Below are 24825 nucleotides of genomic sequence, written 5' to 3' on the forward strand. Positions count from 1 at the left end.
AAAGCGTAGCCCCAATCCTCCAAAGCCCGGCCTCACTCGTCCAACGCGTGGTCACACTTCTCCAACGCCCGGCCCCAACCAGCCAAAGCATAGCCCTGGTCGTCCAAAGCCCGGTCACACTTTTCTGGCCACTGCATTACTATAATCTTCCCGAATATTCCTATTCTTGAGCTTTACTCCGAGTATCCCCGCGCCCACCCCTATTCGCATCGTCTGATTTCTCTTTTTCACTCAATCCCTCTATTCTCCGTATGCTTACCGCCAAACAAGACAATCGGCTCACCGCCGCCCAAAACACCCTGCTCGCCCTCCGGCAAGACCCCGCTCCCTATCAGCAGGACAAAGCCCTCCAGAACACCCTCGCCGAGCTCCAGCAGCTCACCGACGACCTCGGCCCCCTGCGCCAGCAAACCCAGCGCCCCAGCAAAGGCAAAACCGCCGCCAAGACCGACCGCCGCGAGCTGCTGGCCACCAGCGCCGGCGAAATAGCCGGCGACCTGTACGCCTACGCCACCGCCCGGCAAGACCGCACCCTCCAGGCCTCGGCCAATTACAGCTACGGCACCCTCCTCAACCTGCGCGCTAACGCCCTCACCGACGCCGCGCAGCACCTGCTCGACCTCGCCACCCAGCACGCCCAGCCCCTGCTCGACTACGGCGTCAGCCCCGAGCGCCTCGCCGAGCTGCGCGACACCCTCGCTGCCTTCAGCACCAGCAAAAACGACCCGCGCCAGCAAATCAGCGAAGCCAAAGCCGCCCGCCTCGCCATCAAAGACAAGTTCTCGCAGCTGGCCACCCTGCTCGAAGACCGCCTCGACCGCAGCCTGCGCAAGTACGCCCGCTCCGCCCCCGAGTTCTACCAGCGCATCCAGGCCGCCCGCCTCATCATCGACCGCCCCGGCAAGCGCAAAGGCGGCAACGACGAGACGCCAGAGAAGCTGGGGTAACTCCCACCTGTCATCCTGAGTGCAGCGAAGCGGAGCGAAGGACCTCTTGCGCTTCGCTGCGCCCCAGGCTGCCAAATCCGTAAACGCATATCCATTATCTTCAGGAATATGAAACTCGCCCTCGAACTGGAATTTCCCGACGACCAGGCTGCCAATGTGCTCCGGCTGCTCCAAAGCGTGCCGGAGGTAACGACCCGCATCCTGCCGCACCCGGCGTCAGTTGGCGTAAATACCGCCCCGCTTGGCGCGGCGGATCAGCAGCGCTTACTGCACGAACTATTCGGGTCCTGGCACTCGGAGGAGAGTGGAGACGAATTGGCTCGTCAGCTCCAGGAAGCGCGTTACTTCCGTGAGCGAGACGTGGAGCTATGAGCCACTACCTGCTCGATACGAACATCTGTATCCATTTCCTCAAAGGCGAGGCGCAACTACTCGAAAAGCTTGATGCAGTTAGTATTCCTACTTGCTACATCAGCGAATTGACCATTGCCGAGCTCACCTACGGAGTTGCCAGAAGCGCCCCTACCCGTCAGGCAGCCAACCGCCAGAATCTGGTCAAAATTCAACAGCTGTTTGCTGGTCGCACCTTGCCCATTGCAGATTGCTTCGAGCTGTATGGCTCCGAAAAAGCCCGCCTTCGCAGCATCGGCCGCCCCGTTGACGATTTTGATCTGCTTATCGGCTGCACCGCCCTGGCCCACGGCCTCACCCTCGCCACCCGCAACACCCGCCACTTCGCGGAGCTGCAAGGCATCCGGCTGGAAAACTGGATTGATGATATTTCGGAAATAGCAGCGCCGGGCAACGTGTAACACTCCACCCTAATTCCACTTCCGCCCTCAGCGACACGCTGCGGCCCGTGGTTCTGCCAGTTCGGATTGGGTAGCTGATCTGTTGCGTTGCTTGGGAACCATCCCGGAATCAGCTAGTTTTGAATAGTATGAAAATCACGCTGGAAGTCCCCGACAACAAAGCCGCCTTTATGATGGAGCTGCTGCAAAGCCTGCCCTTTGTGAAAGCCACGCCGGCCCGCCGCAAAGCCAAGCCGCAGGACGAGACGGAATACCTGCTAAGCTCTCCGGCCAATGCCAAGGCGCTGATGGAAGCCATCCAGCGCGTAGATGCGGGGCAAGTGGTGGAGCATGGCCTGATTGAGCCATGAGGCTGCAATGGGACGAGCAGGCGTGGCAGCAGTATGTAGACTGGCAGGCTGCTGACGGTAAGATTGTCCTCAAAATCAATGCGCTGATTAAGGAATGCCAGCGCACTCCCTTCAGCGGTACTGGTAAGCCGGAGGCCCTGAAAGGAAATCTACGCGGCTATTGGTCCCGCCTCATCACGCAGGAGCACCGCCTGGTTTACCGCATCGAAGGAGATATTCTACTCATTCTACAGTACCGCTACCACTACGGCGATAGGTAAACTTCCTCCCCGCCCTCAGCGACACGCGGCGGCCGGTGGTTCTGCAGATTTGGCTTGAGTGACGATTTAAACCGTTCACAGATAATTTTACTTGTTTGCAATAACTAAAAATGCCATGATATTTACTGAGACACTTAATAATTTTCATTCATACATTACCGACACAACTGATCTTATCTTTGATATTGCCTTCAAAAACCAAAAGCATGAATCTGATTTATTCTTGCTAATAGAAAACGGATTCTATAATAGAAGAAATCCTGATGTGGTTTTTGGAAACACAAAAATATCACCTTACACTATAGGCTTTGATGATGACAGATTATCAGAGCAAACACAAAATGAGTTTTACAACTTTTACAGAGACAGACAAATACCAAATAAACATACTTTTCAGAAGAGCAAGGTAGAAAATAAAACAACTCAGCATACTGAGAGAATATCTATTCACATAGAAACAGCATTGTATATAAAGTTTTGGGAGTCTGAACATATCATCAGACTTCTACACAACTTAGCAAGACTATCTAACAAGCAAGATTTTAATTGGCATTTTGACTCTTCAAATTTCAAAATAACGAATAAGACAAGCGGTAAATCACAGAAATTAGGTAGGACAGGAATAATAGAAAGTCACTTAATCAGCGAGTTCGATAACTCATGCCCAGAGTTTTCAGATCTGATACAATCATGTTACTCTAGCCAGATAAGAAATTCTATTGCTCATTCACAGTTCTTTTTATACGGTGACTTTATAAATTTCACTAATCATCAACATGGACTTGCTTACAATAACATTTCTCAAATAAGCTTTGAAAGATGGGAGCTGTATATACATTTTACAATATTAATATACAATGCTATAATTTCAAATGTAAATAGATACTACCGTATGTATTGTGACAGAGCTAAAAGCAAGCATTTTGGCATTCCTATAAGAATTATAAAGGCTGACCATTCAGTGGAATTACGATGGTACACATATGATGGCTGTAGATGGTGTTGGTACATTAATTCAGACCAAGGGAGGCAAGAAGATAGATATTGGCTTAATAAATAAACGACATAATGTCATTTATTTTATCTGGCAATGTTATTTTAAAGGCCAAAAAGTCAGCAAAACCATCCTCGCACCCCGTTTGCTAGGCCTTTCGTAAACTCTTCCTAAACCGAAGCCCCTACCTAACGACGAAAGCAAGCCATGAACTTTAATAACTATACCATCAAGGCGCAGGAGGCCGTGCAGAAGGCCACTGAAATTGCCGGGGGCAATCAGCAGCAGGCCATCGAAACCGGCCACCTGCTGAAGGGCCTCTTCCAGAGCGACGAGAATGTGCTGTCGTTTCTGGCCAAGAAGCTGGGCGTGAACCTCAACATCCTCACGCCCCGCCTCGATGCCATTGTGTCGGGCTACCCCAAAGTAAGCGGGGGCTCGCCCTACCTCTCCAACGAAGCTGCCGCCGCTCTGCAGCGCGCTACCGGCTTCCTGAAGGAGTTCGACGATGAATATGTGTCGGTGGAGCACTTGCTGCTGGGGCTGCTGGGCGGTAAAGACGCCGTGGCTACCCTGATGAAGGACGCCGGCTTCAACGAAAAAGACCTGAAAGCTGCTATCAAGGAGCTGCGGGGGGGCCGCAAGGTGACCTCGCAAACCGCCGAAGACCAGTACCAGAGCCTCAACCGCTACGCCCGCAACCTCAACGAGCAGGTGCGTACCGGTAAGATGGACCCGGTTATCGGCCGCGACGAAGAAATCCGCCGCGTCCTCCAGATCCTGAGTCGCCGTACTAAGAACAACCCCGTGCTGCTGGGTGAGCCCGGCGTTGGTAAGACCGCCATTGTGGAGGGCCTGGCCCAGCGCATCGTGGCCGGCGACGTACCCGAAAACCTCCAGGACAAAATCATCATGTCCCTGGACATGGGCCTGCTCATTGCGGGCGCCAAGTACAAGGGCGAGTTTGAGGAGCGCCTCAAGTCCGTCATCAAAGAAGTAACCGACTCCGAAGGCCAGATCATCCTGTTCATCGACGAGATGCACACCCTGATTGGAGCCGGCGGTGGCGGTGAAGGCGCCATGGACGCCGCCAACCTGCTCAAGCCGGCCCTGGCCCGCGGTGAGCTGCACTCCATCGGGGCTACCACCCTCAAGGAGTACCAGAAGTACATTGAGAAGGATAAGGCCCTGGAGCGCCGTTTCCAGGCCGTGATGGTGGATGAGCCGACCATTGAGGACGCCATCAGCATCATGCGCGGCATCAAGGAGAAATACGAGCTGCACCACGGCGTGCGCATCACCGACGACGCCGTAATTGCGGCCGTAGAACTCAGCTCGCGCTACATCACCGACCGGTTTTTGCCCGACAAAGCCATCGACCTGATGGACGAGGCCGCTGCCAAGTTGCGCATCGAGCTAAACTCCATGCCCGTGGAGCTCGATGAGGTACAGCGCCGCATTATGCAGCTGGAAATCGAGCGCGAAGCCATCCGCCGCGAGGAAAACCACGACCGGGAAAACGTGCTCAACAAAGACTTGGCGGAGCTAACGGCCAAGCGCGACACCCTGAAAGCCCAGTGGGAAAACGAGAAATCGGCACTTACCAGCATTCAGACCGAGAAAGAGAACATTGAGCGCTACAAGCTGGAAGCCGACCAGGCCGAACGGCAAGGCGACTACGGCCGGGTGGCGGAGCTACGCTACGGCAAAATTCAGGAAGCCGAAGCCAAGCTAAAAGAGCTACAAGCCCAGGCCGAAGCCGACAAAGGCAAGGACGGCGGCTCGATGCTGCAGGAAGTGGTAACCTCCGAGGACATTGCTGAGGTGGTAGCCAAGTGGACCGGCATTCCGGTAAGCAAGATGCTGCAGTCGGACCGCGAGAAGCTGCTGAACCTGGAGCAGGAGCTAGGCAAGCGCGTAGCCGGCCAGTCGGAAGCCATTGCGGCTATTTCGGATGCCGTGCGCCGCTCCCGGGCTGGCCTTCAGGACCCCAAGCGGCCGATTGGCTCGTTCATCTTCCTGGGCACTACCGGCGTGGGTAAAACCGAGCTGGCCAAGGCCTTGGCCGAGTACTTGTTCAACGATGAGAACAGCATGGTTCGCATTGACATGAGCGAGTACCAGGAGCGACATGCCGTGTCGCGGTTGATTGGGGCACCTCCCGGCTACGTGGGCTACGATGAAGGCGGTCAGCTGACCGAGGCCGTGCGCCGCAAGCCGTACTCCGTGATTCTGCTCGACGAAATCGAGAAGGCCCACCCCGACGTGTTCAACATCCTGCTGCAGGTGCTGGATGATGGCCGCCTCACCGACAACAAAGGCCGGGTGGCGAACTTCAAGAACACCATCATCATCATGACCTCCAACACGGGCGCCGATATCATTCAGAAGAACTTCAAGGAGCTGAATGAGTACAACCACGACGAAGTGGTGGACCGCACCCGCGAGGAAGTGGTGGAGCGCCTGAAGCAGCACATGCGCCCCGAGTTCCTGAACCGCATCGACGAGATTGTGATGTTCCAGCCGCTCAAGCGCAAGGAAATCCGCAAGATCGTGGACATCCAGTTCCGGCAGATTCAGCAGCGCCTGGAAGAAGCCGGCATCCGCCTGGAAGCCACCGACGAGGTGCTCGACTACCTGGGCGAACAGGGCTTCGACCCGCAGTTTGGCGCTAGGCCACTCAAGCGCGTACTGCAGCGCTTGGTGCTGAATGAGTTGAGCAAGGACATTCTCTCAGGCCGCGTGAGCAAGGACGCCGTGGTGGAAGCCGTGCTGGAAGATGAGCACATCCGCTTCGTGAACGTGGACGTGCAGATTCCGGGAATGTAACTCTGCTTGCCTGACTAAGAAAAAGCCCCGCTGGCGCTATGCCGGCGGGGCTTTTCTTGCGTGTGGTGCTAGCCTTTGAAATGCTTCTGCTTCAGGCGGCGCCGAATGTTTTTCGGGATGGGTTTGCCTTGCTGGTAGGCGCTCAGGATTTCTTCTTCTTTTGCCTTGCTGAACCGGACGCTTTTCGCAATGGCAACGCTCGACAGCACGGCGCCCAACCCCAGGGTCACGCCGCCGCCATCAGTTCCCTGGGCAGTACTCACGGCGCCATATCCCAGAAAATAGCCTCCGGGCAAGGCCAAAATGGTGCTTCCGGTGCGCCGCTTGGCAAACAGGCGCTGTACCGCCTTCGTGGAATCGGCGGGCTCGGCGGCTTGGGCAAACAAAGAGAAAGAACTCAATCCTAACAGACCGGTCAGAACGCCGGTCCGGAGTAGATGTGAAATCATGTAAAAAGGAAGGTGAGAAATGGGGTATTTAGTTAGATGTTCTTGATTTATCCCACTAGCGAAGACGCCCCGAAATGCGTCTTGCGCAATGACCAGTTACTTAGCGGTTTTGGCGGCCTGCCGCTTGCTATAGAAGTCGATACCAGCCTGTGCTGTATCACTGCGCAACTGCTGCTTAAACGTTTCGGATGGCAGATTAACAGGAGCCTGGCTCATGGCCAGATAAGGCAGCAGCAAAGCACCGCCACCAAGTACTCGTAATAGCATAAAAGCGAGAAGCCAGGATAAAATCGGAGTCGCAATATACTGCCCTAACCTAAAAAGATTGCAGCGCTCAAAACAATTTAATTTCTTCTCACACCCAGGTTATTCGTGCTACTGGCGTTTGCTGAACCGGTAGTTGGTATTAAAGAATCTGGGGCCATTTTCTTCTCCAGAACGTGCGGCAGCCTATGGGTTTGCTCGTAAGCCGCTACAGCTTTCTGCCTGCTTTTTTTGTCGCCGTAACAGCTATACTTCACCGGAAGTAGCGAGGACGTAAACGGGCAATTATTCTTTCAGGCAGTGGTGCCCCGTTGGTGTAAGACACCAGTAGTGCAACTTCTTTTTTGCTACTGAACCGGATGTATTTAGCTGTTCCTATAGCAGTTGGCATGACGCCCAATAGCCCAACCCCACTGGCTACGCTCATAAAGTCGGTGCTTGCCAGGGCCATAGGAACTAGCATGGTTAGCGAAACTGCTCCTATACTCATTCCGGCAATGCCCGCTGTCCTACGCCGGGCGAAGAGCTTTGCAATGGCCCGTAGCGTATCCTGCTTACCGTTTGAAAAACGGCTAATGTCCATCAGAGCTATATCTGCTTTTGTCTCTGCTATGCCAGCGCTTTCACTATTGCTGCTCACTGCAAAAAGCGCGTCTGGCGAGGCCTGAGCTACAGCTTGCTTCGCAATACCAGAGAAAAGTACTAGGTAGCATAATAGGAGAAAGAGACGGACCATATCCTGAGAGCAGTAAATTGATTACCTGCCGGAATATAGAGCCGCGCCCTGACACTTCAAGCTGATGGATGCTAAGACGTCAGGTATCGTAATATCCAAAACTTCAAGCCACCTTACTGCTTTTCCTTCGCCAGAGTGTGGTTTATCGACCGCGCTGCTTGCTCGTGAAACGATTTATAAAGTCTGATCTTCTCAACTATTTACAGCGACTCGTGGTAACCCAAGCTACGCCACGGGTACATCTGCCAGCCAGTCAATATCCTTACGGAGCCAGGCTTGGGTAGCGGCTTCGGGCGAGCCGGGGGCGGGTGTGAGGTTGTAGTGCCACGCGGCCTGGGGCGGCAGGCTCATCAGGATGCTTTCGGTGCGGCCGCCGGTTTCCAGCCCGAAGCGCGTGCCCCGGTCGATGGCCAGGTTGAACTCGGCGTAGCGCCCGCGCCGCACCAGCTGCCACTGTTTCTGCTGCTCGGTATAAGGAAGGGCAGCGTTCTGGCGCATAATGGTGCCGTACGCCCGGCCATATACTTCGCCCACGTCCTGCACGAAGGCAAACAGCTCCTCAAACGAGCCGTCTTTGCCCACGGTGAGGCGGTCGAAGAAGATGCCGCCGATACCGCGCGTTTCCTGGCGGTGCGTGAGGTAGAAGTAGTCGTCGGCCCACTGCTTGAAGCGCGGGTAGTAGCTTTCGTCGTGGCGCTGGCACACTTCCCAGATCTGCTGATGAAACCAACGGGCCTGCTGCTCGTCCACGTAAATCGGGGTCAGATCCAGGCCGCCGCCAAACCACGCCTCCCCGTTGCCGGCCTCGAAGTAGCGCACGTTCATGTGCGAGATGGGCACCATGGGGCTGCGCGGATGCTGCACCACCGAAACGCCGGTAGCGAAGTAGCGCGGGTCGGGCATGAGTAGCTGCCGGGCTGCGGCTTCGCTCATCTCACCCCACACTGCCGAAAAAGCCACGCCGCCTTTTTCCAGTACGTTGCCGTTCTGAAATACGCGGGTACGCCCGCCTCCCCCACCCTCGTGCTGCCACAGGTCTTCGCTGAACTTCGTGCCGCTGCCATCAGCCGTTTCCAGCCGGTGGCAGAGCCAGTCCTGAAACTGGCGCATCCAGTTTTCGACCGTAGTACGCGGAGATGGCAGGGTTTTGGGAGCAGAGCTATACATGGCAATCAGTAGCAAAAAGGAAGAAAAACGGGTTAACAGTTACTACAGGCGGCCGGCATCAGGCCCAGCGTACGGCGTGGTAGTCGGGCAGCGCCACCGGGCGCTGCTCCTGTGCCAGCCGCTCGGCACACCGGTGGCAGCAGGCCGCGCTGGCGGCCCGCTCCGTAGTGCGCAGCACCAATACCGGAATCTGGGTGTGGTAGGCGCGGGTGGTCGTGTAGCACGAGTCGAAGTACTGCAGCAGCTGAGCCCGGCTGGTGGGCGCTACCACGAGCAGCTGGGCCTGGGTGCGGGCACAGAACTCACTGACGGCCTCCAGCGGCGCATCGTCTTCGAGCAGGTGGGGCATGATGCTGGTCCAGGTGAGCTGGGTGCTGGCGCGGCCTAAAGCCTGCTTCAGCTGGCGGCGCTGTCCGCGCGTGTCTGGTGCGTAGAACTGTACTAAGTCAAGGTCGCCGGGGAAGGCACTTTCCAGTGCCGAAAGCCGGGGCAATACGTTCAGGTGCAGCGAGGCAAAATCGGCGGAAAACACCAAGCGGCTGGGCAGCGCCCGACGACCGGGCGGCACCACCAGCACCGGGCAGCTCACCAGCTCCGTAATGGCGGCGGCGTGGTTGCCAGGCGCTTCCTGCCGGCCGCAGTCAATGTGCTCGAGGCCCATTACCAGCAGGTCGGCGGCACAGGCGCTGGCCTCGGCCCGCACATGGTCGTGGAGGCAGCCGCCGAGCACCCGGTAGCGGTACCGGATGCGGCGCCCGTCCTGGCGGGTGAGCTGCTGGTAGCGCAGACGCTCCACCAGGCTGCGCAGGCGCTGCTCTTCCGTGGCCAGGTCAGCGGGCTGACCGGTATCCGTATCGGGAATGCAGCACAGCAACACGATTTCCGCCGGCCAGCGCACCGCCAGCTTATTGGCGTAGGTGAGGGTATGTTCGGCCGCTGCCGTGTGGTCGAGGGGAACGAGAATGGTTTTCATGCCAGGTAGTGGAGAGAAGGCGAAGCAGGGATGCGGGAAAGGAGTAAAAAGCTAGTGGCAGTAGTGCACGGTGTGCGGCCGGGCCGTGGCGGCGGGCACGGCGGCGGCCGGCAGCTGCGGGCTCACGTATGGAATGCCCAGCCCCAGCCCGCGCACAATGAAGAGTACCGCCAGTACCGACGCCACGTAAGGCACGGCCTGCCGCATACGGGTGCGCCACAGCAGCGGCACCAGCTGCCCGCTCAGCGAAAGGCCCAGCATCAGCGGCAGCGTGCCCAGCCCGAAGCAGGCCATGTAGGCGGCGGCGCCCGCCACACCCGGCGCGCTGAGCGCCCCGGCCAGCGCCAAGTACACCAGGCCACAGGGCAGCAGCCCGTTCAGCAGGCCGGTGGTGTACAGCGCCGAAAAAGACGACCGTTGAAACAGGCGGGCCAGCGTGTTTTTCACCCAGGCCAGCGGGCGGCTAAGGCCCAGCGCACCAGCCAGCCGGGCCGTATGGCGTTCCGGCACGGCCACCAGCAGCAGAATCAGCACGCCGGAAGCCACCGACAGGCTTTGCTGCACGCCGGCCAGCCGCAGCCCCTGCCCTAGCAGGCCGGCGCCGGCGCCCAGCGCAGCATAGGTGGTGGTGCGGCCCAGGCTGTAGAGCAGCCGCCCGCCCACATAGCGCCACGAAGCGCCGGTGCCACCAGAGCCCGGCAGCGCCAAGGCAATGGCTCCGCACATGCCCACGCAGTGAAAGCTACCCAGTAATCCGAACAGAAAGCCGGCCCAAAGCATCAGCAGAAGAATAAAGCGAAGTGCTGTAACAGCCGGCAAGTACGGCCGGGGGCCAAAGGCATTCCATGACGAAAATCAGCCTAGAAGCTGATTTTCTTCTCCACGAAATATGCCTGCTGGTCGGCCGTGAAATCCAGACGCACCCGCCAGTGGCCGGGCTGCATCTTGCTGGTGTTGATGTGCTGCTGCTGGTCGGCATCGGGCTGCAGCGGCAAGCTGAAATCCAGCTGCTGGTTGGAGGGCCGGAAAAACCGGATGTTGCCCCGCACGGCTTTCCCGGCCAGCGCGGGCGGCAGCTGCACGGTCAGGCGCTGGGTGGCAGCCTCATAGCGCAGGTCTACGGGGGCGGGCAGGGCGGCCGTGCGGGCCTCGGTTTCCATGCGCTGCTGGTAGGCCAGCTCCTGCTGGTAATAGTCGGTGCTGACCAGGTCTACGCTGCTGCGCATGGCCTGCTGCACCATGTAGCCGATGTAGGCGGCAAACAGCACGAACGTGGCCATGATGGCGTAGGGCCAGATGCTGCGCCGGGAAGTGGAATCGGGGGTAGTCATGGGAAGGAATGCATTTCCGGGCCTGGGCTTACTGCACCGGGCCGAGGAATTTGGTGCTGGTTTCGGTGATGAGCTGCTTGCCGCTGAACACCCCAATGCGGATTTCCTGATTGGTACGGTGCAGGGCGGTGCGGGGCAGCTCGGCGAAGAACACGCCCTCTACTATGCCCTGCGCGGGCAGCTTCAGGCCCTTGGCGCCAACCAGCGAAATGCGGCCCTGCGCCGGCTCCAGTACCCGCAGCGTGACGGGGTACGGGTGGTTGGTTTTGTTGATGACCGAGATGTTGTAGAGGTTGGTGATGGTGCCCCGGTCGGTTTTCTGGAACAGCTGGCCCGGGGTGCGCAGCACGGTAGCCGCCACATTATCCCGCGAGAGCAGCAGGCCCGCCAATGCCACCATCAGCACCACCAGTACCCCGGAAAGCGCCTTCATGCGGCCCGTAATCCGGAACTTGCGGCCCTGCGCAATATCGTTTTCCGAGGCGTGCCGGATCAGGTTGGGCGGCAGATCAATCATGGCCATGATGCTGTTGCAGGCATCAATGCAGGCGGTGCAGTTGGTGCACTCCAGCTGCTGGGCGCCGTTGCGGATGTCGATGCCGGTGGGGCACACCTGCACGCACTGGTGGCAGTCGATACAGTCGCCGGCGGTGCGCGCCTGGTTTTTGCGCAGCTTCTCGCGCGGCTCGCCCCGCTGGTAGTCGTAGGCCACCACCAGGCTGTCCTTGTCGAGCAACACGCCCTGCAGGCGGCCGTAGGGGCAGGCAATGGTGCAGACCTGTTCCCGGAACCGCGCAAAAACCGCGTAGAACACGCCCGTAAACACCACCATCGAGGTAAGGCCGCCGAGGTGGGCCGTGGGCGGATCAGTAATGATGCTGACCAGCGCATCGGAGCCGATGATGTAGGCCAGAAACGTGTTGGCAATCAGGAAGGAAATCAGCAGAAACAGTGCGTGCTTGGTGGTTTTGCGCCAGAGCTTGTCCCAGTCCAGCTCGCGCCGGTCCAGGGCTTTCTGCTGGGGCGCGTCGCCTTCCAGCCAGTACTCGATGCGCCGGAACACCATTTCCAGAAAGATGGTCTGAGGACATACCCAGCCGCAGAAAGCCCGCCCGTACACCACCGTAAACAGGATGATGAACACCAGAAACGTGAGCGAGGCCAGCAGCAGCACGAAGAAATCCTGGGGCCAGAAAATCTGGCCCAGCACGATGAACTTGCGCGCCGGCAGGTTCAGCATCAGCACCGGCAGCCCGTTGATGCGCAGCCAGGGCCCGGCAAACAGCAGCGCCAGCAACCCGTAGCTGATCCACTTGCGGGCGCGGTAGAGCCGGCCCGTGGGCTTCTTGGGGTAGAGCCACACCCGCTTGCCGGCCGCGTCTACCGTAGCAATAGTGTCGCGGTAGGAATCGTCGGGTTTGAACTGGGTGGTGGACATGGCAGAGGTAGACGTGTAAATGCGTTTTATAGGAACGTCCGGCTGAGCGAAGCCGAAGCAACCGCTCAGCCGGACGTTCTTTTTGCCAGCAATGCTAGAGCTTGACTACCGGTTTGCCGGCGGTTTCCTTCTCGCCCTGCGGCTCTTTGGCGCCGGCAGGCTTGGTGCCCTGCAGGCTCAGGATGTAGGAGCTGACCTGCAGAATCTGCTTGCCGGAGAGCTTGCCTTTCCAGGCCACCATGCCTTTGCTGGTGACGCCGAACTTCACGGTTTTGTAGACGTGGTTCACTTCGCCGCCGTGCAGCCAGTATTCGTCGGTCAGGTTGGGGCCCACTTTGCCTTCGGCGCTCTGGCCGTGGCAGGCGGCGCAGTTGCTGGCATAAATCGACTTGCCTTCACTCAGATCAGCGGGTGTGGCCAGCGCCTGATAGGTCGTCAGCTTGTTGGGGTCGTCAGCGTCGGGCGAAACGAGCAGGGCAGCCTGGCGCATTTCGGTTTCGTATTCGGCGCCCTGCAGCGGGCCGGCCTGGGCCACGTGGTAGTAGCCCACATACGCCACCGCAAACAGAATGGTGGCGTAGAAGCTGTACTTCCACCACGGCGGCAGGTCGTTGTCGAATTCGTGAATTCCGTCGTAGTCGTGGTCGAGCAGCTCGTCGCGCACTTCGCCTTTCACCAGTGTGGCGTCGCCGACGAGCAGGCCCAGCACCCGGCCGCTCCAGGAGTGGCGCACGGTGGGCAGCTCATACACTTTGCGCAGTTGGGGCCGCATCTGCACCGCAATACCCACAAAGGTGAGCAGCAGCACCAGCAGCAGGAAAATCAGCAGACTGATCAGCACCCAGAACAGGACTTGCTGGCTGCTCATACCGGCGGCTTTGGCCGGCGCGGCTGCGGCTTCGGGCGTCTGGGCCACCGCCCGCAGGCCGGTCAGCAGGAGGCTGGCTACTGTCACAGCGGCAGAAGTGCGAAATTTCATCGGGCTTAGCATGCGGGTACCCCCCTTTCTGCTGCGGTAGTATCGGTTGGGGTTTCGGCCGAATACTGCCGGCGGTGTCTGAGCTGCGAGGACACCATGGCGCCCGTGAGCACCACGGCCAGTGCCACCAGCGCCAGCAGGCCAAGCACAAATCCGAACAGGAGGTTGGAGCCGCCCGAAGCCGGAGCAGCGGGCGTTTGGGCGGCGGCCAGGTAGCCCATCAGCAGGCCCAGGCCGGTCAGGAAAAAGGTACGTTTGGTTAGCATAGCGCGTCGGGTTCGGCGTGGGCCTGCAGCGTGTCATCATCGTGCAGCGGCAGCTGGCTCATGGTGCTGATGTGCTGGCGGTTGACGACCACCACGTACAGCAGCAGCCCCAGGAAAAAGAGAAAGAAGATGAAGAAGGAAATGAGCGGATACAGCTCAATGCCGGCAATGGATTGCAAAACGTTCTTGTACATGGCAGCGGATAGTTAAGGGGCCGGTCAGGCTATTGAGCAGCGGCAGCAGCCTGCTCGGGCTTCACTTTGATATCGGTGCCCAGGCGCTGCAGGTAGGCAATCAGGGCTACTATCTCCTTCTCCGACTTCACTTCGATGTCCTCCTTCTTCAGGTCGCCCACGATGCCGGCGGCCTGGCGGCGGGCATCGGCCACGGCCTGCTGCTCGTAGCCGGCCGGATACGGCGTGCCCAGCTGGCGCAGCACCGCAATCTTATCGGGCAGGGTGCTGTAGTCGATGTCCTGGTCGAAGAGCCAGGGGTAGGCGGGCATGATGGAGCCCGGCGACATGCTGGTGGGGTCGAGCATGTGGTTGTAGTGCCAGGAATGCGGGTACTTGGCGCCTACGCGGTGCAGATCGGGGCCGGTGCGCTTGCTGCCCCACAGGAAGGGCCGGTCATACACAAACTCGCCGGCCTTCGAGTACTCGCCGTACCGCTCGGTTTCGGAGCGGAACGGGCGCACCATCTGGGTGTGGCAGTTCGAGCAGCCTTCCTTGATGTACAGGTCGCGGCCCTGCAGCTCCAGCGACGTGTACGGCTTCACGGAGGCAATGGTGGGCACGTTGGACTCCACGAGGAAGGTCGGAATCATCTCAATAGCGCCCCCGATGAGGATGGCAATGGTAGCACCCACGGCCAGCTGGAACGGACGACGCTCAATCCAGCGGTGCCAGTGCCCGCCCTCGGCGTGCGGGTCTTCGGCGGCGGGCAGCAGCGCCGGAGCCTGGGCTTTCTCGTTCGCCAGCAGCGAGCCGGCTTTGGCCGTCTTGTACAGGTTGAACATCATCAGGAACACGCCGCCCAGGTAGAGCACCCCGCCAATGCCGCGCAGGTAGTACATGGGCACAATCTGCAGCACGGTTTCCAGGAAGTTGGGGTACTGCAGCATGCCCTCAGCATTGAACTGCTTCCACATCAGGCCCTGCGTGAACCCGGCCCAGTACATTGGAATGGCGTAGAACAGGATGCCCAGCGTGCCCAGCCAGAAGTGTGTGGTGGCGAGCTTTTTGGAGTGCAGCGGCGTGCGGTAGAGGCGCGGCCACAGCCAGTACAGCATCCCGAAGGTGAGGAAGCCGTTCCAACCCAAAGCCCCCACGTGCACGTGCGCTACAATCCAGTCGGTGAAGTGGGCAATGGCATTCACGTTCTTGAGGCTGAGCATTGGACCCTCGAAAGTGGCCATGCCGTAGGCCGTTACGGCCACCACAAAGAACTTGAGTACTGGCTCCTCGCGCACCTTATCCCAGGCCCCGCGCAGTGTCAGCAGCCCGTTGATCATGCCGCCCCAGCTGGGCGCAATCAGCATGATGGAGAAGGCCACGCCCAGGCTCTGCGCCCAGTCGGGCAGGGCAGTGTAGAGCAAATGGTGCGGGCCGGCCCAGATGTAGATAAAAATCAGGGACCAGAAGTGGATGATGGACAGCCGGTACGAGTACACGGGCCGCTCCGCCGCTTTGGGCAGGAAGTAGTACATCAAACCCAGGTAGGGCGTGGTCAGGAAGAAGGCCACCGCGTTGTGGCCGTACCACCACTGCACCAGCGCATCCTGCACGCCGGCGTAGGCGGAGTAGCTCTTGAACAGCGACACCGGCAAAGCTGCCGAGTTGACGATGTGCAGCACGGCCACCGTCAGAAACGTGGCAATGTAGAACCAGATGCCCACGTACAGGTGCCGCTCGCGGCGCCGGGCAATGGTACCGAACATGTTCCAGCCGAACACCACCCATACTAGCGTAATGGCAATGTCAATGGGCCACTCCAGCTCAGCGTATTCCTTGCTGGTAGTGATGCCCAGCGGCAGCGTAGCCACCGCCGACACGATGATGAGCTGCCAGCCCCAGAAGTGAATCTTGCTGAGCACGTCCGAGAACATGCGGGTTTTGCACAGGCGCTGCAGCGAGTAGTAGACGCCGGTAAAGATGCCGTTGCCAACGAAGGCGAAAATCACGGCGTTGGTGTGCAGCGGCCGGATGCGGCCGAAAGTGGTGAACTGATTACCGAGGTTGACTTCGGGCCGGGCCAGCTGAAACGCCGCCAGCACGCCCACCAGCATCCCGATAATGCCCCACACTACGGTAGCAATACCGAAGTCGCGGACAATCTTGTTATCGTAGAAAAACGTGTCAACGGCCCTCGCGAGAGAGTGCGGCACCAGCGGCGGCTTGGGGGCTGCCTGTGGCAGGAGAGGTTCGACTTGCATAGCCGGAAAAGTGAGTGATTTACTTCTCCAAAGGTCCTGGCAAGGGCTTTCTGAAAAGATGACGAACGTCAGCCGCCGGCTTGATTGATGTCAGGCCCCCGGTCGGACGCCTGCGGCGTCGGACCGGGGGCCTGGCGCTTCGCTTCCGAACCTCAGCAACTGCCTTCGGAATCCCGCCGCGTTCCTCCGGAACAGCATCAGGTGCTTTCGGAACCTCGTCGCCTCCCTCCGGAACCTCGCCCTGTGCCTTCGGAACCTCATCATGTCCTTCCGGAACGTCATCGGGTGCCTCCGGAACGTCGTCGCGTCCATTTTTGGGACATGGGTAGAACTTTTCCGGGCTACCAAGCGGGCATATTGTATTTCAACAGGAAATGAACCCACACGCAGCAGGCCAGGCGCTGCTGATGGGTGACCGGGGCCGTTGGGGCAGGTGGGCGGCTGGGCCCGGGAGGCGCTATTCCGGGTTTTCGTCGTCGAAGAGCATGCGCACGGAGGGCGTGTAGTCGTCTTCGTACTGGCCGGAGCGCACGGCCCACAGGAAAGCGCCCAGAAACAGCAGCGCCACGAGCAGGCTGATACCGATAAGCAGGAATATAATGGTCATGAGGGGGCGGGGTTAGAGGTGGCGCCGGTGGGCGGCGTAGCGCACCAGCAGCGTGGCAAATACCATCACGCTCAGTGAGCTGATGGGCATGAGAATGGCCGACACGATGGGCGTGAACCTGCCCTGCACGGCCAGCCCCAGCCCGATGCCGTTGTAGCAGAACGACAGCACGAACGTGCCCAGCACCACCTGCAGGCAATCCTGGGCGAAGCGCAGAATGGTGGCCAGCTGCCCGAAGCTGCGGGCTTCCAGAATGGCGTCGCAGGCGGGCGAGAAGTTGGTGAGCGTATCGGTGAGGGCAATGCCGGCATCGGCCTGCTGCAGGGCACCGGCGTCGTTCAGCCCGTCGCCCACCATAATGACGGTGCGGCCCTGCTGCCGGAGCCCGGCAATGTATTCGAGCTTGTCCTGGGGGCTTTGGCGGAAGCGCAGTTCCGCTTTTGGCCCGAACAGCTGCCGCAGCCGGTCGTGCTCGGCGTCGTTGTCGCCGCTGAGCACGGCCAGGCGGTAGCGCCGGCCCAAATCGGCTAGTATGGCTTCCAGCCCCTCGCGGTACACGTTGCGGAACACGAAGCAGCCGTACACTTCCCCATCCAGGCTCACGTAGACGCTGGATTGCAGAGCATCGGTGGTTTCGGCGGCGGCCGGGGCGGTGTCGCGCAGCCCCACCAGGGCCGCCGACCCGACCTTCACTTCCACCCCCGCTACCAGTCCGCGCAAACCCTGGCCGGCCACTTCCCGGAACCCGGCAACGGCCGGCGGCTGGCTGGTGGGCAGCTCCTGGCTGAGGCGCTGGCTGAGCGGGTGCGTGGATTGCCGGACGACGGCCGCCACGGCCTGCCGCTGGGCCGTACCAAGCGCGGTGCCCCGGTATTCCACGGCCGAGCGTTTTACGTCGGTGAGGGTGCCGGTTTTGTCGAAGACGATGGTATCGGCGCGGCCCAGGGTTTCGACTACGGCGGAGTTTTTCAGGTAGAACTGGTGGCGGCCCAATGCCCGCAGCGCGGCGCCCAGCGCAAACGGCGTGGCCAGTGACAGTGCGCACGGGCAGGCAATAACCAGCACCGACGTAAAGGCCCGCAGCGCCATAGCCGAGTTGCTTTGCGCGTACCAGTAGGCCACCGCGCCCAGCGCCAGCAGCAGCGTCACGGCCACGAAATAGCGGCCCACTTTGTTGGCGTAGGTTTCGAGGGTGGCTTTGTCGTCTTTCTGGAAAGCGGGGTTGTTCCAGAGCTGGGTGAGGTAGCCCTGCGACACTTCGCGCACCACTTCCAGCTCCACGGCCTCGCCCACCTGCCGCCCGCCCGCATACACCACCTCGCCGGCCTGCCGCGCCACCGGCACACTCTCGCCCGACACAAAGCTGTAGTCGATCTGGCCCGCGCCGCGCAGCAGCACGGCATCGGCCGGAATGATTTCCTGGTGGCGCACCCGAATCCGCTGGCCCGCCCGCAGCTCCTTCACCGGCACCGACTGCTCCTGCCCGCCGGGACCAAGCAGCGTGACGGCCACCGGGAAATACGACGTGAAGTTGCGGTCGAAGCGCAGGGCGTCGTAGGTGCGCTGCTGTACCCATTTGCCAATCAGCATGAAAAACACGAGCCCCGTGAACGAGTCGAAGTAACCCGGCCCGGTCTGCGTCACGACCTCCACCACACTGGTCGTGAACAGGGCTGTCAGGCCGAGGCTGATGGGGAAGTCGAGGTTGATGTAGCGCTGCCGGAGGCCCTGCCACGCCGAGCGGTAGAAGTCGCGCGCACTCACCAGCAGCACCGGCACGGCCAGCAGCAAGCTCAGCCACCCGAAAAACCGCCCCAGCGCCGCCTGCAGCGTCTCCGTGAACGAAAAGTACTCGGGCAGGGCCAGCAGCATCACGTTGCCGAAGGCGAAGGCTGCCAGGCCCAGCTGGTAGTACAGCCGGCGGTTGGCGTGGTGAGGCTGCGCGCCCAGCTCGGCCAGCGTAATCTGCGGCTCGTAGTTGATGGCCGCCAGCAGCGTCACGACTTCCTGCAAGGTGGTAGCCCGCGGGTCGTAGCTCAGGGTCAGTTCCTTGCGCAGAAAATTGACCCGGGACGCGGAAATACCGGGGTTGAGCTTGAACAGGTTTTCGAGCAGCCAGATGCAGGAGGCGCAGTGCATCTGCGGGATGGTGAGCGTGAGGCGGGCCAGCGTGTCGGAGCGGAATGCCAGCAGCTGACTCTGCACCGATTCCAGGGCGAGGTAGTCGAAGCGGCCGGGCAGCTCCACGGGCTTCACTTTCTGGCCGGCGTGCTCATCGAGGCGGTAGTAGGTGCACAGGTTGCTGGCGGCCAGCAGCTCGTATACGGCTTTGCAGCCCTGGCAGCAGAAGTGCAGCTCGGGCTGCTCCGGCAGCCGGATGGGCTCGTCGGGGCAGTCGTCGCCGCAGTGGGTGCAGGCCAGGTGAGTAAGGGTTTCGGCGGAGGCAGGCGCGGTAGGCACAGGCAAAGGGGCTGATGGCAGCCCCAAAGCTCCCCCACGCGGCGCGCCCGTCACCTGACGAATATCAGGCCCGCCCCTGATTCATCTCAGCCGGGCCCGGCCCACAAACCCGTTCTGAACTGCCACCTTTGGGGTGTTGTTCCGGGAGGCCGGGCCGGCGCTGCGCCCGGTCGGGCCCTCCTTGCTTTTTGCGCTATGCCTCGTTTTTACGCTACTGCTGCCTTGCTGCTGGTGCTGGCCTTGTTTGTCTGGGCGGGCCTGGTGGCGGGCATTTCCTTTCTGGAAGCCCCCCTCAAGTTCACAGCCCCCGGCATAACGGTACCGCTGGGGCTGGGCATTGGGCGCATCGTGTTTTCGGCCCTCAACAAAATCGAGCTGCTGCTGGCCGCCGTGGCGGTAGTCAGTGGGTTCTACCTGCGCGTGCCGGCCCATGTCGGCGCTACGCTGGGGATAGTAAGCGGCGTGCTGCTGCTCCAGACGTTCTGGCTGCTGCCGGCCCTCGATGTACGGGCGCTGGCGCTGCTGGCCGGCCACCCGGCGCCGCCCAATTCGCTGCACATGGTGTATATCGGGCTGGAAGTGGTGAAGCTGCTGACGCTGCTACTCACTGGCAGCTGGGCGTTCCGGTGGGCGCTGCAGGCAGCCCGGGGGCAGACGCTCAACCGCCGGGCCCGGCAGCTGGCCTGATTTTCTGTCTTTACATTTCCCGTTATGTCCCTTCCCCTCCCCGATATTCAGTCTGAGGCCGATATCAAGCTGCTCGTCGATACGTTCTACCAGAAAGTAAACGAGGATGCGCTGTTGAACCCCATTTTCAACGGCTTTGCCCACGTCGACTGGGGCCGGCACCTGCCCATCATGTACGATTTCTGGAGCAGCATTCTGCTGGGCAGTTCGCGCTACCACGGCCGGCCGTTTCCCAAGCACATGCCCCTGCCTATTGATGCCACGCACTTTCAGCGCTGGCTGGAGCTGTTTGAAGCCACCATCGATGAGCTGTTTGCGGGGCCGAAAGCGGAAGAAGCCAAGGTGCGCGCCCTCAACATTGCCACCATGTTCGAGTACCGCCTGCGCAAGCGCGACCCACTTTCGCTGCTATAAGGTCGCCGCGTACTATATAAGTAACCAGAACGTCATGCTGCGCGCAGCATGACGTTCTGGTTACAGCTTTTTGGCAGCCGCGGAGCACGGCTACTTACCGGTAAATCAGAATCCGGGCTTCTTCCAGGCAGGCCAGCGAATGGGGCGCACCGGCCGGAATAATGACGTAGTCGCCGGCCGTGACTTCTGTGGGCGCTTCTTCCTGCGTGATGATAAGCCGCCCGGCCAGCACCGTCACAAATACATCGACGGAGGCGTGGTGCGTGGGCATTACTTCGCCGGCACGGAAAGTCTTGTAAATGACTTTCTGGCCGTTTTTTTCGAGCAGCACAAGGGCCTTTTGCTCGCCGGCCGGGGCATGAGCGCCGGCCAGCAGGCTGCCGCTTTTCAGGGGAGGAAACATACTGGGTTGGGTGAGGTGAAGCGCAGACCAGCCGACAGCTGCTGCGTGATGAGGCCAAAGCACGGCCCTCCGCAGCGGCTTTCCCATGACGAATCTCAGCTTCCGGACTGAGGCAACGCAGTGCTCAGTCCCTAGCTCCCTATTCCCAGCACGTTACAACTGACTTACCAGTGCGCCTGGCGCAGCTTTTCGGGGTGCAGTACGCGAATATTTTTGGGGGTCAGCTCAATCAGGCCGTCGTGCTTAAACTCGCTGAGCGTCCGGATCAGTGACTCGGGCGCAGTGCCTACCACGGCGGCCATGTCGTCGCGGGAGAGTTGAATAGTAGCATCGGTGGTGCCGCCGGCCTGCTCGTGCATGCGCAGCAGCGTATCGGCCACGCGCCGCCGGATGGAGTTGTAGGCCATGCCCACCAGCTGCTGCTCCCGCTCACTCACGCGGCCGGCCAGCAGCCGGATAAACTGCTGCCCCACTTCCGGATTGCGCAAAAGCAGCTGCGAAAAATCGTCGCGTGGGATGTAGATGAGCTCCGAGTCATCGACGGCCACGGCCGAGTCGGAATGCGGCGTGTGCTGGAGCAGCGGCAGGTAGCCGAAGAACTCGCCGGGACCGTAGAGGCCCGTAATCAGCTCTTTGCCGCCGGCCGTAGCTTTCACGGTTTTGATGCGGCCCGTTTTTACGAAGTAGAGCCGGGTGGGCTCCTCGCCTTCCAGGTAGACATCCTGCTTTTTGCGCACGGCATGCACCTTGCGGTCTGCCGACAGGCTTTCCAGATTGCCAACGGCGCGGGCATCTTCCAGAAACTCGCCCAGGCCTTCCCCCTGCAGATCGTAGTCGGAGCGGAGGTAGCGGAACCGGTTGAGGCGGCTCGTGACGGCGCTCAGCAGCTCGGTTTCGTCGAAGGGCTTGGTCAGGTAGTCGTCGGCACCCAGCTCCATACCGCGGCGCATGTCGGTGCGCTCGGTTTTGGCCGTCAGGAAGATGAATGGCACGCCTGCCAGCTGCGGGTTCTGGTTGAAAATCTGCAGCACGCCGTAGCCATCCAGCACCGGCATCATAATGTCGCAGACCACCAGGTCGGGCTTATGAGCCAGTGCCTGCTCCACGCCCAGCTTGCCGTTTTCGGCCGTCAGCACCTGGTAGCCGGCCAGCTCCAGAATTTCCGCCGTGTTTTCGCGAATAAACGCGCTGTCTTCAATCAGCAGGATGGTTTTCATAGGGAATGGTGATGGTGACGGAGGTGCCTACGTTCAGCTCGCTGTGCAAGGCAATAGTGCCGCCCATAAGCTCCAGATAGCGCCCGATGATGTAGAGTCCGAGGCCCGTGCCGGGCACGTTGGTGACGTTGCGGGCCCGGAAAAACCGCTCAAATAAGTGTTCCTGGTCTTCAGGTGAAATACCAACGCCCTGGTCCTGCACGCGCAGCGTGAGCTGGTGGTGCCGGCAGTCGGCCTGCAGCGTTACTACCGAGTTTTCGCCGGAGTATTTGATGGCGTTGGACAGCAGGTTGACCACGATTTTGCGCAACAGCGAAGGATCCATCCAGACGGGCGCGGCGCAATTCGTCTGCCGCTCGATGCGCTGGCCGGCTTTGAGCAGGCCCTGCACATCGGTCACTGTTTCTTCGAGCAGCGTGGGCAGGTTGAGACTTACGGGGCGGGCTTCTATCCGGCCTTCCTCAATGCGTCCCACCGATAGGAATTCCTCCAGAATATCGTTCAGGTGGTTGACGGAGGCCCGGATGCGCTGCAGGTGCTTCAGGCGCTTGTCCTGCTGCTCGGTGGCGGGGTACTTCTCAATGAGCGTGGCCGAGGTGAGCACCGCCGTGAGGGGCGTGCGGAACTCGTGCGAAGCCATGCTCACGAAGCGCGACTTCAACTCGCCCAGCTCCTGCTCGGCGGCCAGCGCCTGGGTCAGCTCCTGGCTGCGCTGCTCCAGCTGCTCCAGGGTGCTCATCAGGGCGTGGGTGCGGTCGGCTACCTTCTGCTCCAGCTCCGTATTCAGAGCCTCCACGCGCTGGCGCTGCGCAATCAGCTCCCGCTCGGCTTCCTTTTTAAAGGTGATGTCGATGATGTAGGCCACCACGTACAGCTCCTCATCCAAGTGGAAATAGCTCAGGCTGACTTCTACAGGAAATACGGAGCCGTCTTTGCGCTGAGCCAGCAGGTCGCGGTTGTGGCCCATGTTGCGCACCTGTGGGTGGGCGTTGAAGGAATGGCGGAGCTTTTCGTGCTGCCGGCCGGCGGCATTGGGCACCAGCACCTCAATGCGCTGGCCCAGCAGCTCGTTGGGGGCGTAGCCGAACAGCTGCTGCGCAAACTGATTGGCCGATACAATGTCGCCGGGCTGGTTGCAGACGATGATGCCGATGGTGGCGTTGGCAAACACCGCCTCGAAGCGCCGTACGCTGTGCGCCAGTTCCCGCTCGGCCTGCTGCAGGCGGCTTTGCCGCGTCAGGCGTACCAGCAGGAACGGCCGCGCTTCCAGCTCGAAGCTGCTTAGCTCAATCCGCCCCCAGAAGGGTGGGCCCTCACGCGGCACAATTTCCATGTCTGCCTCCTGCCGGCCAGCCTGCCGGGCTTGCTCACAGAGCTGCTGCCATTTCTTTTCCAGCGTGCAGAACGGGTGGCCGGCCTCCGTGAGAAACGCCTCTACCGAAGAGTAGCCCAGCAGGGCCGCTCCCGCAGCATTCACCTGCTCAAACTGCTGCAGTGCAACATCATACACGCCCACAAACTCCCGGGCGTGCGTGTAAAGCAGGTCGTTGAGGGCGTGCTGAAACGGGCTGGAAAGCATAAGACCGGAAGACAGGCTGATTCGGGGAGGGACAGGATGCTGGGTGCAATATAGGTAAGTCGGGCGCGGGCAGGCACCTGACAAAAGTCAGGTAGTAGCTTGATGGCGGTCATCGGGAGGGGCTGAAGCGGACGCTACTTTTACGGCTACACTTTCTGGTCTGCCCGCATGCTTGCCTCCGCCCCGTCTTCTCTTCAGGCCCCCGAACCGGCAGTGCTGCTGGTGCTACTGCCGCTGGCCGCAGGAGCGAACATGCCGGCGTTTATGGCTTCGCTGGCGCTGTTGCAGCAGCAGCTGGGCGCGTCTGTTCGGCTACTCAAGATTGATGAAGCCACCCACCCAACCGTAGTACATAGCTTTCAGACCACCGAGCTGCCGGCCTTTGTGCTGGTGCGCCACGGAGTGGAGCTGTGGCGCCGGCAGGGTTTGCCAGAGGGCGAAATCCTCCTGCCGCGGCTCGCGAATGAAGTGCGCGCGGTGGCTGAAAGGCGGTAGGAGCGGCCGCACGGGTACCCGGCAGTCCGAAGGCATTCTTCTAACCGCTATCTGCTTACAGGTAGCGGTTAGTGTCGTTTTGGTGTCTTGTTTACCAAGTATTGTCTGCACAACGCCATCTGCATCTTCTTTCTGCTCCTGTTTCCCGGTTTTGCAGGAGTGCAGGCACTACCAGACAAGGCCGCCACAGCTGCACCCTTGCTTGGGTGCATAGGTTGTTGTGCTTAGCGCTGAGCTTCCGGTTTTGGTGTGAAGTGGGCAGGTTTCAGGCGGCGCCTGATTTTGGGTGGCAAACCCTGACCAGCAGCAAATTCAGCCAGTACTTCCTGCTCCTTTTTTTTGCTGAACCGCGTCAGTTTGCTTACGCCCACTACCCAGAGCGGCGCACCGTACAGGGCAGCCGCGGCAGTGCTCAGCAAAGCATCAGTCCCCAGGCTACCGAAACTGTCGTCGCCGTTGACAGCCGAAGTAAGGACCACCGCTCCTATACCCGTCGAGCTTACGAGTATCCAACCGCTGTTCCTGCGCAGCTGAAACAGCTGGTGCAGCGCACGCACGGTATCCGACGGCGCGGTGGTTTGCGCCACGGGCGTTTCTGCTGGTGCATCTGGTAGCGGTTGCTGGCTTACGGCTCTCACACTGGCCGCCAGCATGATGCCGCCCAGCAATAACGGCTTCTTATTCATAGACGGTAGCGGTTGAAACTCATTCGCAGCAAGGTATCAGGTTGCCGT

At 60.3% G+C, this 24825-nt stretch carries 28 protein-coding genes; 10 read left to right on the forward strand and 18 right to left on the reverse strand.

Annotated elements, in window-relative coordinates:
- The first annotated feature begins 251 nt into the window (after window positions 1-251).
- From BUE15_RS11150 to clpB, 7 genes are all read left to right on the forward strand, one after another.
- Window positions 252-947, forward strand: coding sequence for a hypothetical protein (locus BUE15_RS11150; protein ID WP_073284676.1), 696 nt, complete (start codon window positions 252-254; stop codon window positions 945-947).
- 108 nt (window positions 948-1055) lie between these two features.
- Window positions 1056-1319, forward strand: a complete 264-nt coding sequence (locus tag BUE15_RS11155; RefSeq protein WP_073284679.1) for a hypothetical protein — start codon at window positions 1056-1058, stop codon at window positions 1317-1319.
- Window positions 1316-1759, forward strand: coding sequence for a type II toxin-antitoxin system VapC family toxin (locus BUE15_RS11160; protein WP_073284682.1), 444 nt, complete (start codon window positions 1316-1318; stop codon window positions 1757-1759). Before BUE15_RS11155 ends, BUE15_RS11160 begins: the two co-directional genes overlap by 4 nt.
- A 128-nt stretch (window positions 1760-1887) precedes the next feature.
- The gene (locus BUE15_RS11165; RefSeq protein ID WP_073284685.1) at window positions 1888-2109 is read left to right on the forward strand and encodes a type II toxin-antitoxin system Phd/YefM family antitoxin; all 222 of its coding nucleotides are present in this window, start codon (window positions 1888-1890) and stop codon (window positions 2107-2109) included.
- Window positions 2106-2369 (forward strand): Txe/YoeB family addiction module toxin, encoded by a 264-nt coding sequence (locus tag BUE15_RS11170; RefSeq protein WP_073284687.1) that lies wholly within the window; start codon window positions 2106-2108, stop codon window positions 2367-2369. The genes BUE15_RS11165 and BUE15_RS11170 overlap by 4 nt, the downstream gene beginning before the upstream one ends.
- 115 nt (window positions 2370-2484) lie before the next feature.
- Window positions 2485-3429 (forward strand): hypothetical protein, encoded by a 945-nt coding sequence (locus BUE15_RS21545; RefSeq protein ID WP_139252231.1) that lies wholly within the window; start codon window positions 2485-2487, stop codon window positions 3427-3429.
- 141 nt (window positions 3430-3570) lie between these two features.
- Window positions 3571-6192 (forward strand): ATP-dependent chaperone ClpB, encoded by a 2622-nt coding sequence (gene clpB, locus BUE15_RS11175; RefSeq protein ID WP_073284690.1) that lies wholly within the window; start codon window positions 3571-3573, stop codon window positions 6190-6192.
- 68 nt (window positions 6193-6260) lie between these two features.
- Here clpB and BUE15_RS11180 read toward each other — a convergent pair whose 3' ends face one another.
- From BUE15_RS11180 to BUE15_RS11245, 14 genes are all read right to left on the reverse strand, one after another.
- Complete coding sequence (locus BUE15_RS11180) at window positions 6261-6641, reverse strand: hypothetical protein (protein ID WP_139252232.1); 381 nt, start codon at window positions 6639-6641, stop codon at window positions 6261-6263.
- A gap of 96 nt (window positions 6642-6737) precedes the next feature.
- A complete protein-coding gene (locus BUE15_RS21955; RefSeq protein ID WP_170865239.1) occupies window positions 6738-6908 on the reverse strand; it encodes a hypothetical protein in 171 nt (56 codons plus the stop codon).
- Between the two features lie 250 nt (window positions 6909-7158).
- A complete protein-coding gene (locus BUE15_RS11185) occupies window positions 7159-7641 on the reverse strand; it encodes a hypothetical protein (protein WP_073284695.1) in 483 nt (160 codons plus the stop codon).
- A 225-nt stretch (window positions 7642-7866) separates the two neighbouring features.
- Window positions 7867-8808, reverse strand: a complete 942-nt coding sequence (gene hemF, locus BUE15_RS11190) for an oxygen-dependent coproporphyrinogen oxidase (RefSeq protein WP_073284698.1) — start codon at window positions 8806-8808, stop codon at window positions 7867-7869.
- Window positions 8809-8866: 58 nt separating this feature from the next.
- Window positions 8867-9781, reverse strand: coding sequence for a universal stress protein (locus BUE15_RS11195; RefSeq protein ID WP_073284701.1), 915 nt, complete (start codon window positions 9779-9781; stop codon window positions 8867-8869).
- A 51-nt stretch (window positions 9782-9832) separates the two neighbouring features.
- Window positions 9833-10561 carry a sulfite exporter TauE/SafE family protein gene (locus BUE15_RS11200; protein WP_073284703.1) on the reverse strand — a complete coding sequence of 243 codons (729 nt, stop codon included), beginning with the start codon at window positions 10559-10561 and terminating at the stop codon, window positions 9833-9835.
- Window positions 10562-10641: 80 nt separating this feature from the next.
- A complete protein-coding gene (locus BUE15_RS11205) occupies window positions 10642-11112 on the reverse strand; it encodes a FixH family protein (protein ID WP_073284706.1) in 471 nt (156 codons plus the stop codon).
- Window positions 11113-11140: 28 nt separating this feature from the next.
- Window positions 11141-12550: a cytochrome c oxidase accessory protein CcoG gene (gene ccoG / locus BUE15_RS11210; RefSeq protein ID WP_073284709.1), complete on the reverse strand. Its 1410-nt coding sequence runs from the start codon at window positions 12548-12550 to the stop codon at window positions 11141-11143.
- A gap of 94 nt (window positions 12551-12644) precedes the next feature.
- The gene (locus BUE15_RS21320) at window positions 12645-13529 is read right to left on the reverse strand and encodes a cbb3-type cytochrome c oxidase N-terminal domain-containing protein (protein WP_244535939.1); all 885 of its coding nucleotides are present in this window, start codon (window positions 13527-13529) and stop codon (window positions 12645-12647) included.
- 5 nt (window positions 13530-13534) lie between these two features.
- Window positions 13535-13795, reverse strand: coding sequence for a hypothetical protein (locus BUE15_RS22355; protein ID WP_073284712.1), 261 nt, complete (start codon window positions 13793-13795; stop codon window positions 13535-13537).
- Window positions 13789-13989 carry a hypothetical protein gene (locus BUE15_RS11225; protein ID WP_073284715.1) on the reverse strand — a complete coding sequence of 67 codons (201 nt, stop codon included), beginning with the start codon at window positions 13987-13989 and terminating at the stop codon, window positions 13789-13791. Before BUE15_RS11225 ends, BUE15_RS22355 begins: the two co-directional genes overlap by 7 nt.
- A gap of 29 nt (window positions 13990-14018) precedes the next feature.
- On the reverse strand, window positions 14019-16229 hold the full coding sequence (gene ccoN, locus BUE15_RS11230) for a cytochrome-c oxidase, cbb3-type subunit I (RefSeq protein WP_084548989.1): 2211 nt from the start codon (window positions 16227-16229) through the stop codon (window positions 14019-14021).
- A 457-nt stretch (window positions 16230-16686) separates the two neighbouring features.
- Window positions 16687-16836, reverse strand: a complete 150-nt coding sequence (gene ccoS / locus BUE15_RS11240; protein WP_073284721.1) for a cbb3-type cytochrome oxidase assembly protein CcoS — start codon at window positions 16834-16836, stop codon at window positions 16687-16689.
- A gap of 12 nt (window positions 16837-16848) precedes the next feature.
- Complete coding sequence (locus tag BUE15_RS11245; RefSeq protein WP_073284723.1) at window positions 16849-19296, reverse strand: heavy metal translocating P-type ATPase; 2448 nt, start codon at window positions 19294-19296, stop codon at window positions 16849-16851.
- 195 nt (window positions 19297-19491) lie between these two features.
- Here BUE15_RS11245 and BUE15_RS11250 point away from each other — a divergent pair, with 195 nt between their 5' ends.
- The gene (locus tag BUE15_RS11250) at window positions 19492-19983 is read left to right on the forward strand and encodes a hypothetical protein (protein WP_073284726.1); all 492 of its coding nucleotides are present in this window, start codon (window positions 19492-19494) and stop codon (window positions 19981-19983) included.
- A 24-nt stretch (window positions 19984-20007) separates the two neighbouring features.
- Window positions 20008-20397 (forward strand): group III truncated hemoglobin, encoded by a 390-nt coding sequence (locus BUE15_RS11255; protein ID WP_073284729.1) that lies wholly within the window; start codon window positions 20008-20010, stop codon window positions 20395-20397.
- 94 nt (window positions 20398-20491) lie between these two features.
- Here BUE15_RS11255 and BUE15_RS11260 read toward each other — a convergent pair whose 3' ends face one another.
- From BUE15_RS11260 to BUE15_RS11270, 3 genes are all read right to left on the reverse strand, one after another.
- Window positions 20492-20800: a cupin domain-containing protein gene (locus BUE15_RS11260; protein WP_073284732.1), complete on the reverse strand. Its 309-nt coding sequence runs from the start codon at window positions 20798-20800 to the stop codon at window positions 20492-20494.
- A 164-nt stretch (window positions 20801-20964) separates the two neighbouring features.
- On the reverse strand, window positions 20965-22017 hold the full coding sequence (locus BUE15_RS11265; RefSeq protein ID WP_073284735.1) for a response regulator: 1053 nt from the start codon (window positions 22015-22017) through the stop codon (window positions 20965-20967).
- Entirely contained in the window at window positions 21995-23596 is a 1602-nt protein-coding gene (locus BUE15_RS11270; RefSeq protein ID WP_073284737.1) for a sensor histidine kinase, read from the reverse strand. The genes BUE15_RS11265 and BUE15_RS11270 overlap by 23 nt, the downstream gene beginning before the upstream one ends.
- A 168-nt stretch (window positions 23597-23764) precedes the next feature.
- On the opposite strand from BUE15_RS11270, the gene BUE15_RS11275 reads away from it, so the two are divergent.
- On the forward strand, window positions 23765-24091 hold the full coding sequence (locus BUE15_RS11275; protein WP_073284740.1) for a hypothetical protein: 327 nt from the start codon (window positions 23765-23767) through the stop codon (window positions 24089-24091).
- A 224-nt stretch (window positions 24092-24315) separates the two neighbouring features.
- Here BUE15_RS11275 and BUE15_RS11280 read toward each other — a convergent pair whose 3' ends face one another.
- Window positions 24316-24777: a hypothetical protein gene (locus BUE15_RS11280; RefSeq protein WP_073284742.1), complete on the reverse strand. Its 462-nt coding sequence runs from the start codon at window positions 24775-24777 to the stop codon at window positions 24316-24318.
- Window positions 24778-24825: the final 48 nt, after the last annotated feature.

Origin of the sequence: Hymenobacter psychrotolerans DSM 18569 (genome assembly GCF_900142395.1) — a bacterium.
Classification (GTDB): domain Bacteria; phylum Bacteroidota; class Bacteroidia; order Cytophagales; family Hymenobacteraceae; genus Hymenobacter; species Hymenobacter psychrotolerans.